This window comes from Rhodanobacter fulvus Jip2 (assembly GCF_000264315.1).
In the GTDB taxonomy this organism is placed as follows: domain Bacteria; phylum Pseudomonadota; class Gammaproteobacteria; order Xanthomonadales; family Rhodanobacteraceae; genus Rhodanobacter; species Rhodanobacter fulvus.
Genome location: NZ_AJXU01000081.1, coordinates 42435 through 52034, shown reverse-complemented (window position 1 = coordinate 52034; position 9600 = coordinate 42435). Strand labels below are relative to the sequence as shown.

Below are 9600 nucleotides of genomic sequence, written 5' to 3'. Positions count from 1 at the left end.
GAGGGTTGGGGAGGGGTCGCTTTTGATCTTGAAATCAAAAGCGTAACCCCCTCACCTAAAGGACTCCCTACAGTCGCCGACCTCCCCCTGCTTTGCAGGAGGAGGAGCGGCTACGGAGATAAATGCGGGTATCCGCTGAAACTCAACTGCGCCTCGCCGGCGCCTACCCGCAACCGCGCCAGTGCGCCGAACGGCAGCGTGAACTTGTCCGGTTCGTGGCCGGTTGGCAGGCCGTCGATCACCGGGATGCCGCTAGCGGTGCGGATCTGCCCAAAGCTGTCGGCCAAGCCATAGCCGTTGTCGTAGCCGCTGGGCCGGCACTGGCTGAAATCACCCAGCAGTAGCGCGCGCTGTCGCCCCAGCACGCCGGACAGGTGCAGTTGGTACAGCAGCCGCTCGATCCGGAATGGCGGTTCGCCCACGTCCTCGACGAACAAAATGCCGCCCTCTATCGCGGGAAAATACGGCGTGCCGACCAAGCTGCACAGCACCGCCAGGTTGCCGCCCCACAGCGGGCCTTCCGCGTCCAGCTCGGTGGTGGACGCGGTGCGCCACGACACGTGCGAATCGGGCGAACGGGCGGTCTGCCAGAAATGCCGCCAGGTGAAATCACTCAGCGCTTCCGCGCCGAAATCCGCGCCCAGCATCGGGCCGCTGAAGGTGCACAGCCCACTTTTCGCATGCAGCGCCAGTTGCAGCGCGGTGAAATCGCTATAGCCGACCAGCAGCGTGTTGCTGCCGCCCAGCCGCTCGCGCAAGGCGTCGTAATGCAGGTCGGCCAGCAGCCGGGTGGCGCCGTAGCCGCCGCGGATGGCCAGCGCGATATCCGGCAGCGCATCCAGCGTGGCCAGCGCATTGATATCCGCCGTGCGTTGGGCGTCGCTGCCGGCGTAGCGCTGCTCACTGCGGTCGAGTACATCCAGGGCATCCACGACGCAACCGGCCACGCGCAACCGCTCCACGCCGCGCGTCATGGCGGCGCGATCGTGCGGATAGCCGGAAGGGGCGATCAGGCGGATGCGGGTTTCGGGCATGGGCTTGGGTTCGGTGGGCGACGGTCGATTATGCGGCGATGGGGTGGCGGTTGCAGGGCGGAGACATGGCGCGATGTGTGGGAGCGGCTTCAGCCGCGATGCTCTTGGCTCTTCCAAATCCCGAATCCCGGATCCCGAATCCCGTAAAAAGCATCGCGGCTGAAGCCGCTCCCACAGGTTCAGGGCCGGTACGGTCAAACGTACTCGACAACCTCCAGATCGAAACCGCCCAGGCCCACCAGCTTGCGCGGCGTGCCGATCACGCGCAGGCGGTGCACGCCGAGGTCGGCCAGAATCTGCGCGCCCAGGCCCAGTTCGCGCCACTCCTGTTGCGCGTCGCGTGCCGGTTCGGGCTGGGGCTGGCGCTGCAGCCCGGCCAGCAGGGCGTCGGGCGTGTCGTCGCCCGACAGCACCAGCAGCACGCCGCGATCCTCGTCGGCGATGCGGCGCAGGGCCGCGGTCAGGGTTATGCCGAGGTCGTCGCGTTGCAGATGCAGCACGTCGGACAAAGTGTTGCGCACGTGCACACGCGACAGCACCGGCGCGCCGTCATCCACCGTGCCGCGCACCAGGGCGAAGTGCAGGCCCTTGCGGATCACGTCGCGGTACGCGACCAGCCGGAACGCACCGAACTCGGTCTGTACATCTTCCTCGTGCACGCGCTGCACCGTCTTCTCGGTTTCCAGCCGGTGACGGATCAGGTCGGCGATGGAGCCGATCTTCAGGCCATGCTTGCGCGCAAAAATCTCCAGCTCCGGCCGCCGCGCCATCGAGCCGTCTTCATGCAGGATCTCGATCAGCACCGCCGCCGGTTCCAGCCCCGCCAGCGCTGCCAGGTCGCAGCCCGCTTCGGTGTGACCGGCGCGGCTCAGCACGCCGCCCGGCAGCGCGGTCAGCGGAAAGATGTGCCCGGGCTGGGTCAGGTCCTGCGGCTTCGCATCCGCCTGCGCCGCCACCTGGATGGTGCGCGCGCGGTCGTGGGCGGAAATGCCGGTGGTGACGCCTTCGGCCGCCTCGATCGAGACGGTGAAGTTGGTGTGGTAGGCCGAGGTGTTGTCGCTGACCATCGGCTTCAGGCCCAACTGGCGCGTGCGTTGCTCGGTGAGGGTGACGCAGACCAGGCCACGCGCCTCGCGCACCATGAAGTTGATGTCTTCGGCGCGCACTTTCTCGGCGGCCATGATCAGGTCGCCCTCGTTCTCGCGGTCTTCGTCATCGACGATGACGACCATGCGGCCGGCGCGGATGTCTTCGAGGATGTCGGGGATGGTGTTGAAGGGCATGGGTGTTCCTTGGGAAGGATGTTCTCCCTCCCCTGCTCGCAGGGGAGGGTTGGGGAGGGGTTGCTCTTGATCTGAAAATCAAAAGCCTTACCCCCTCCCAACCTCCCCCTGCGAACAGGGGGAGGAGCAAAGAGATCAGGCGAAACCGTGTTGCTTGAGGAAGGCCTCATCCAGCTTCGGCGTCTCGCCGCTGGACAGCAGCCGCTCGATATAGCGCGCCACCACATCCACCTCGATGTTCACCGCATCGCCCACGCGACGCGCGTGGAACGCGGTGTGCTCGACCGTGTGCGGGATCAGGTTGACGCCGAAGCGATGGCCCGACACTTCGTTGACAGTGAGGCTGGTGCCGTCGATGCAGACCGAGCCTTTGGCGGCGATGTAGCGCGACAGGCTGGCAGGCACTTCGAAGGTCCAGCGCTGGGAGCGGCCATCGGGCGTGATCGACACCACCTTGCCCAGCCCGTCGACATGGCCGGAAACCATATGGCCGCCCAGACGGTCGGCCAGGCGCAAGGCCTTTTCCAGATTCACCGGATCGCCGGCCTTCAGTTTTCCCAGCGAAGTCAGCGACAGCGTTTCGTTGGAGACGTCCGCCGCGAAACCGCGCGCTTCCAGCGTGACCGCCGTGAGGCAGACGCCGGAGACGGCGATGGAATCGCCCAGTTGCACGTCGGCGAGATCGAGGTCGGCGGTATCGACGTGCAGCCGCACGTCACCGCCGCGCGGTTCGAGCCGCGCGATGCGACCCACGCATTGAATGATGCCGGTAAACATCAGCGCACCTCCGGCGGGAGGGCGAGGCGATGCCATGACTGAATGATTTTCATGAAACGTTTCCCGCGTCGAAAAAAGCGAAAAACGCCTCAAGGCATGAGGCCTGACGCACGCCGCGAAGCGTGTGCCGTGCCGTCTTCTCTTTATCCGGACTTTGAGGATGTGGTTGCCCGCATCCAACCGTCGGCTCCGGCATTGGACCGGATCTGCTGACCTTCCGCATGGCGGAAGCGCTCGCGGGCTCGCCTCGAAAGGCCTACCGCCGGTGGGGAATTTCGCCCCGCCCTGAAGACGTCGTACTGCCGGCAAAGCCGACTGGCGGAGTCTAGCACCATCGCCAACAAGCCCATGCTCTTTGTGGGAGCGACTTCAGTCGCGATGCTCTCCAGGATGTCGAAGCAAAGGCATCGCGACTGAAGTCGCTCCCACAAGGGCGGCGCGCGCCGAGCTACAACCCGATGCGCTGCCCGGTCTTGCGTCGGTAATCGCGCAAAACCTGATCCATCACCCAACTGGTACGCACGCCGCTTTCGGTGACGTCCGGGCAACTGCCCGGATGGCCGGTGAGCTCGGCCACGATGGTTTCGATCAGCGGCTGCTGGATGGCGCGCGGGTTTTCGATGTTGAATTCGCGCACGCCGGCGGCGTTCTCCAGCCGGATGGGGCCGTCGCCGAAGGTGGCGAAGGAAAGCCGGCCCGCATCACCCACCACTTCGGTGAGGTCGTGCCGCTGCAGCGCATCGAAATTCCACAGGCCGGTGCCGATCATGCCGTTGCCGAACGCGAACGCCATCGCCACGCTGTCCTCCGCCGGATAGCTGCCGCGCTGGTTGCTGGCGTGGCCGCTGACGCTGGTGATGGGGCCGAACAGCCAGTCCAGGATGTTCAGCGTGTGGCAGCCGATGTCCACGAACAAGCCACCGCCGGAGATCTCCGGGCGCACGTGCCAGTGCACCGACTGCGGCTCGCTGTAACGCGGGTTGTGCGCCGCGGTGTGCACGCAATGCACCGAGCGCGGCGTGCCGATGGCGTGCTGGTCGAACAGCAGCTCGCGAATCTTGTGGAAGCGCGGCAGCATGCGCCGGTAATACGCCACGAACACCGGCACGTTGGCGGCGCGGCCGGCGGCCACGATGGCCGCGCACTCGGCCGCGTCCATCGCCATAGGCTTTTCCACGTAGACCGGCTTGCCCGCCGCGATGCTCATCAGCGCGTAGTGCTTGTGCGATGACGGCGGCGTGGCGACGTAGACGGCATCCACGTCGGGATCGTCGACCAGCGCCTGGCCGTCGTCGTACCACTTCGGCACGCCATGGCGCTGCGCGTAGTCGCGCGCTTTTTCGCCGTTGCGGCGCATCACCGCCACCAGCGCGGAATGCGGGGTTTTCTGGAACGCGGGGCCGCTCTTGATCTCGGTGACGTCGCCGCAACCGATGATGCCCCAGCGGATGGTTTCGGGATGGGCACTGCTCATGCGACGGGCTCCTTGTGCGGAAAGATGATCGGGTGCGCCGGGGCGCGGCAGAAGTCAGCCCGGCCGCAGGCGCAGGCGGATGTCCGGCCCCAGCATGCGCTGGTCCAGCAGGCGCAACGACCAGCGCGAGGCCATGTCGGTCAGGCTGGGCAGGTGCATCAATGGCGCCGCTTCGCTGCCCAGCAGCAACGGCGCGATGTACAGCAGCAGCTCGTCGACCAGGCCGGCGGCGAACAGCGCACCGCACAACCTGGGGCCGGCTTCCACGTGGATTTCGTTGACATCGCGTTGGGCCAGCAGGGCCAGCACCGCGTGCAGATCGAAGGCATCGGCCGGCGTGGGTAGCGCGAGGCGCTTGATGTGCGCGAAGCGGTCGTCGGTGCAGGAAGAGGCGGATTCCCCATGGATTAGCAGGGTCGGCGCCGAGCCATCGAGCACGTGACTGCCGGCGGGGGTGCGTAGTTGCCGATCCAGGATGACGCGCAGAGGCTTGAAGCCCTCTCCTCCAAGCTTGCTTGGGGGAGAGGGTTGGGTGAGGGGGGCTCTGGCTTCAAAAGCAGCCCCCTCACCCCAACCCTCTCCCCCGGCGGAGCCGGGGGAGAGGGAGCTAGAAGCGAGCCGCACGGTGAGGCGGGGGTTGTCGGCCAGCACGGTGCCGCTGCCGCTGAGGATGGCCGAGCTGCGCGCGCGCCAGCGCTGCACGTCGGCGCGGGCGGCCTCGCCGGTGATCCACTTCGAATCGCCGTTGGCCAGCGCGGTGCGGCCGTCCAGGCTCATCGCCAGCTTCACCCGCACGAACGGGCGGCCGCGCTCGATGCGGCTGAAAAACCCGATATTCAGTTCGCGCGCGGCTTCACGCATCAGGCCGGTTTCGACCGCGATGCCGGCGGCGCGCAAGCGACTCACGCCGCGGCCATCGACCTGATCGAACGGGTCTTCGGCCGCCACCACCACCCGCCCTACCCCGGCGGCGATCAACGCATCGGCACATGGCGGCGTGCGGCCGTGATGGGCGCACGGTTCGAGCGTGACGTAGGCGGTGGCGCCGCGGGCACGTTCGCCGGCCTCGCGCAAGGCGTAGACCTCGGCGTGCGGTTCGCCCGCGCGTTGGTGAAAACCGGTGCCGACCACCTCGTCGCCGTGGGCGATCACGCAACCCACGCGTGGGTTCGGTGCTGTGGTGTAGAGGCCGCGTTCGGCCAGACGCAAGGCGTGGGCCATGTGGGCGTGGTCGGTGGCGGAGAAAGAGGCGCTCACCGCACCGCTCCTACAGGGCGGCGGTGCACGTCACTTGCCTTCACGCTTGCCGCCGCCCAGCAGGGGCAACTGCAGATCGGACAACCCCGGCAAATCACGCTCCAGCTTCTCGATTTCCTCGCGGAACGCGTGCACATCCTCGAACTTGCGGTAGACCGAGGCGAAGCGCACGTACGCCACCTGGTCCAGATTCTTCAGCTCGCGCATCACCAGCTCGCCCAGCTGGCGCGACGGAATCTCGCGCTCGCCGCTGCGGCGCAGGTCGTTGATGATGGTGCGCACGGCGCTGTCCACATCATGGCTGGGCACCGGCCGCTTCTGCAGCGCGCGCTCGAAACTCACCCGCAATTTGCGCTCGTCGAACGTCTCGCGCCGCTCGCCACTCTTGACGATCGTCGGCAACTTCAATTCGGCCGTCTCGAACGTATTGAACCGCTCGCCACACTGCGGACACTCGCGCCGGCGCCGCACCGTGCTGCCGTCCTCGGTCAGCCGCGAGTCGATCACCCGGGTGTCTTCGTGCTGGCAGAAGGGGCAGTGCATTTTTACGGGATTCGGGAGACGGGATTCGGGATTCGTGAGAAGCGCAAACGCGCGGGAATCCGGGTTCTTCCGAATCCCGAATCCCGAATCTCGATTCCCGGCTTCTCAGCCATACACCGGGAACTTGCGGCACTGTTCAGTGACCTTGCCGCGCACCGCGGCGATCACCGCCTCGTCTTCCGGCGCATCCAGCACGTCGCAGATCCAGTTCGCCAGTTCGGTCACGTCCGCTTCCTTGTAGCCGCGGGTGGTGACGGCGGGCGTGCCCACGCGCAGGCCGGAGGTGACGAAGGGCTTGCGCGGGTCGTTGGGGACGGCGTTCTTGTTGACGGTGATATGGGCCTTGCCCAGCGCTTCCTCGGCGGCCTTGCCGGTGACGTCCTTGCCGATCATGTCGACCAGCATCAGGTGGTTTTCGGTGCCGCCGGAGACGATCTTGTAGCCGCGCTCGATGAACACCTTGGCCATCGCTTTGGCGTTCTTCACCACCTGCGCCTGGTATTCCTTGAACTCGGGCTCCAGCGCTTCCTTGAACGCCACCGCCTTGGCCGCGATCACGTGCATCAGCGGGCCACCCTGGATGCCGGGGAACACGATCGACTGCAGCTTCTTCTCGATTTCTTCGCCCGCACCCTTGCTCACGATGAGACCGCCGCGCGGTCCGCGCAGGGTCTTGTGCGTGGTGGAGGTGACTACGTGCGCGTGCGGCAGCGGGCTGGGGTAGACGCCCGCGGCGATCAGGCCGGCGACGTGGGCCATGTCCACGAAGAACAGCGCGCCCACCGAGTCGGCGATCTTGCGCATGCGGGCCCAATCCACCACCTGCGAATAGGCGCTGAAGCCGCCGACCAGCATCTTCGGCCGGTGCTCGGTGGCCAGGCGCTGCACTTCGTCATAGTCGATCAGGCCGTTCTCGTCGACGCCGTACTGGATCGCATTGAACAGCTTGCCGGAGACGTTGACCTTGGCGCCGTGGGTGAGGTGGCCGCCGTGCGCCAGGCTCATGCCCAGGATGGTGTCGCCCGGCTGCAGCAGCGCCAGGTACACGGCCTGATTGGCCTGCGAGCCGGAATGCGGCTGCACGTTGGCATAGTCGGCGTCGAACAACTGCTTCAGCCGCTCGATGGCCAGCTTCTCGGCCACGTCCACATACTCGCAACCGCCGTAGTAGCGCTTGCCCGGATAACCTTCGGCGTACTTGTTGGTCAGCTTGGAGCCCTGCGCTTCCAGCACGCGCGGGCTGGCGTAGTTCTCCGAGGCGATCAGCTCGACGTGATCTTCCTGGCGCTGGCCTTCATCGGCGATGGCCTTGGCCAGTTCGTCGTCATAACCGGCAATCGTGCAGTCCTTGGGGAACATTCTGGCCTCGGCAGGGTGGTGGCGGGATTTAGCCGGAAATTGTAGCGCTGCCGTGCTTTTGCGGCCACCGGCAGGTGGCTTCGCGCGGGTTCATCGGCGCGACGGCACAAGCCGCTATAATGCGCGGTTTGATGAATTCCCCTTGTCGTGCCGATCCACCGGCGCGGCGCACGCTTTCGGAGGTTGCATGAGCTCGCAGTACATCTACACCATGAACGGGGTCAGCAAGATCGTCCCGCCGAAGCGCCAGATCATCAAGGACATCTCGCTCAGCTTCTTCCCCGGCGCCAAGATCGGCCTGCTCGGCGTCAACGGCGCGGGCAAGTCCACCGTGCTGAAGATCATGGCCGGCGTGGACAAGGACTTCCAGGGCGAGGCCCGCGCGCAGCCGGGCACCAAGATCGGCTACCTGGCGCAGGAGCCGGACCTGAACCCGGAAAAGACCGTGCGCGAAGTGGTCGAGGAAGGCGTCTCCGAAATCCTCGACGCGCAGAAGCGGCTGGAAGAGGTGTACGCCGCCTACGCCGAGGACGGCGCGGATTTCGACAAGCTGGCCAAGGAACAGGAACAGCTGGAAAACCTGCTGGCCGCCAACGATGCGCATGCGCTGGAGCGTCAGCTGGAAGTCGCCGCCGATGCGCTGCGCCTGCCGCCGTGGGATGCCGTCGTCGGCCCGCTGTCCGGTGGCGAAAAGCGCCGCGTGGCGCTGTGCCGCCTGCTGCTGTCCAAGCCCGACATGCTGCTGCTGGACGAGCCGACCAACCATCTGGACGCCGAGTCGGTCGACTGGCTGGAGAAATTCCTGCACGACTATCCCGGCACCGTCGTCGCGGTCACCCATGACCGCTACTTCCTCGACAACGCCGCCGAGTGGATTCTCGAACTCGATCGCGGCCGCGGCATTCCGTGGAAGGGCAACTACACCGAATGGCTGGAGCAGAAGGACGCCCGCCTGAAGCAGGAATCCAACCAGGAGAAATCGCGCCAGAAGGCGATCGCCAAGGAGCTGGAGTGGGTGCGTTCGGCCGCCAAGGGCCGCCAGTCCAAGGGCAAGGCCCGCCTGGCCCGCTTCGAGGAACTGAACTCGGTCGACTACCAGCGCCGCAACGAGACCAACGAGATCTTCATCCCGCCGGGCGAGCGCCTGGGCCAGGAAGTGATCGAGTTCAAGAACGTGACCAAGTCGTTCGGCGACCGCGTGCTGATCGAGGACCTGTCGTTCAAGGTGCCGCCGGGCGCCATCATCGGCGTGATCGGCCCGAACGGCGCGGGCAAATCCACCCTGATGAAGATGATCATGGGCAAGGAAACACCGGACTCGGGCGAGGTGAAGCTGGGCCACACCACCAAGCTGGCCTACGTCGACCAGTCGCGCGACGCGCTCGACCCGAAGAACAACGTGTGGCAGGAAGTCTCCGGCGGTTCGGACATCCTCACCATCGGCAACTTCGAGATCCAGTCGCGCTCCTACATCGGCCGCTTCAACTTCAAGGGTACCGACCAGCAGAAGATCGTCGGCAGCCTGTCCGGCGGCGAACGCGGCCGCCTGCACATGGCCAAGACCCTGCTGCAGGGCGGCAACGTGCTGCTGCTCGATGAGCCGTCCAACGACCTGGACGTGGAAACCCTGCGCGCGCTGGAAGATGCGTTGCTGGAATTCCCCGGCTCGGCGATCGTGATCTCGCATGACCGCTGGTTCCTCGACCGCATCGCCACCCACATCATCGCGTTCGAAGGCGACTCGCACGTGGAGTTCTTCCCCGGCAACTACAACGAGTACGAGGCCGACAAGAAGCGCCGCCTGGGCGACGACGCGGGTCCGAAGCGGGTGAAGTACAAGAAGCTCGCCTGAGGCGAGCTTCGGGAATCGGGA

8 protein-coding genes and 1 riboswitch are annotated in these 9600 nt (G+C 66.1%); of the genes, 1 reads left to right on the top strand and 7 read right to left on the bottom strand.

All coding sequences use genetic code 11. The features are described from left to right. Positions 1-110 precede the first annotated feature (110 nt). The 7 genes from ldcA to glyA all read right to left on the bottom strand — a co-directional run bounded on the left by ldcA (position 111) and on the right by glyA (position 7727). A complete protein-coding gene (ldcA, locus tag UU9_RS16755; protein WP_007082957.1) occupies positions 111-1034 on the bottom strand; it encodes a muramoyltetrapeptide carboxypeptidase in 924 nt (307 codons plus the stop codon). Positions 1035-1228: 194 nt separating this feature from the next. Next, the gene (ribB, locus tag UU9_RS16750) at positions 1229-2317 is read right to left on the bottom strand and encodes a 3,4-dihydroxy-2-butanone-4-phosphate synthase (protein WP_007082956.1); all 1089 of its coding nucleotides are present in this window, start codon (positions 2315-2317) and stop codon (positions 1229-1231) included. Between the two features lie 135 nt (positions 2318-2452). Beyond that, the gene (locus UU9_RS16745; protein ID WP_007082955.1) at positions 2453-3094 is read right to left on the bottom strand and encodes a riboflavin synthase; all 642 of its coding nucleotides are present in this window, start codon (positions 3092-3094) and stop codon (positions 2453-2455) included. A 130-nt stretch (positions 3095-3224) separates the two neighbouring features. Next, positions 3225-3391, bottom strand: a riboswitch (FMN riboswitch). Positions 3392-3542: 151 nt separating this feature from the next. Beyond that, on the bottom strand, positions 3543-4568 hold the full coding sequence (locus tag UU9_RS16740) for a Gfo/Idh/MocA family protein (RefSeq protein WP_007082954.1): 1026 nt from the start codon (positions 4566-4568) through the stop codon (positions 3543-3545). Between the two features lie 54 nt (positions 4569-4622). Next, entirely contained in the window at positions 4623-5789 is a 1167-nt protein-coding gene (gene ribD, locus UU9_RS16735) for a bifunctional diaminohydroxyphosphoribosylaminopyrimidine deaminase/5-amino-6-(5-phosphoribosylamino)uracil reductase RibD (protein ID WP_050982474.1), read from the bottom strand. Positions 5790-5855: 66 nt separating this feature from the next. After that, a complete protein-coding gene (gene nrdR / locus UU9_RS16730) occupies positions 5856-6368 on the bottom strand; it encodes a transcriptional regulator NrdR (protein ID WP_007082952.1) in 513 nt (170 codons plus the stop codon). A gap of 105 nt (positions 6369-6473) precedes the next feature. Continuing rightward, positions 6474-7727, bottom strand: coding sequence for a serine hydroxymethyltransferase (gene glyA / locus UU9_RS16725; RefSeq protein ID WP_007082951.1), 1254 nt, complete (start codon positions 7725-7727; stop codon positions 6474-6476). Positions 7728-7914: 187 nt separating this feature from the next. On the opposite strand from glyA, the gene ettA reads away from it, so the two are divergent. Then, complete coding sequence (ettA, locus tag UU9_RS16720) at positions 7915-9579, top strand: energy-dependent translational throttle protein EttA (protein WP_007082950.1); 1665 nt, start codon at positions 7915-7917, stop codon at positions 9577-9579. Positions 9580-9600 lie beyond the last annotated feature (21 nt).

Bases quoted from the DNA above. Each gene is read 5' to 3' on its own strand.
- ldcA (WP_007082957.1), bottom strand. From the start codon at position 1,034: ATGCCCGAAACCCGCATCCGCCTGATCGCCCCTTCCGGCTATCCGCAC.
- ribB (WP_007082956.1), bottom strand. From the start codon at position 2,317: ATGCCCTTCAACACCATCCCCGACATCCTCGAAGACATCCGCGCCGGC.
- UU9_RS16745 (WP_007082955.1), bottom strand. From the start codon at position 3,094: ATGTTTACCGGCATCATTCAATGCGTGGGTCGCATCGCGCGGCTCGAA.
- UU9_RS16740 (WP_007082954.1), bottom strand. From the start codon at position 4,568: ATGAGCAGTGCCCATCCCGAAACCATCCGCTGGGGCATCATCGGTTGC.
- ribD (WP_050982474.1), bottom strand. From the start codon at position 5,789: ATGGCCCACGCCTTGCGTCTGGCCGAACGCGGCCTCTACACCACAGCA.
- nrdR (WP_007082952.1), bottom strand. From the start codon at position 6,368: ATGCACTGCCCCTTCTGCCAGCACGAAGACACCCGGGTGATCGACTCG.
- glyA (WP_007082951.1), bottom strand. From the start codon at position 7,727: ATGTTCCCCAAGGACTGCACGATTGCCGGTTATGACGACGAACTGGCC.
- ettA (WP_007082950.1), top strand. From the start codon at position 7,915: ATGAGCTCGCAGTACATCTACACCATGAACGGGGTCAGCAAGATCGTC.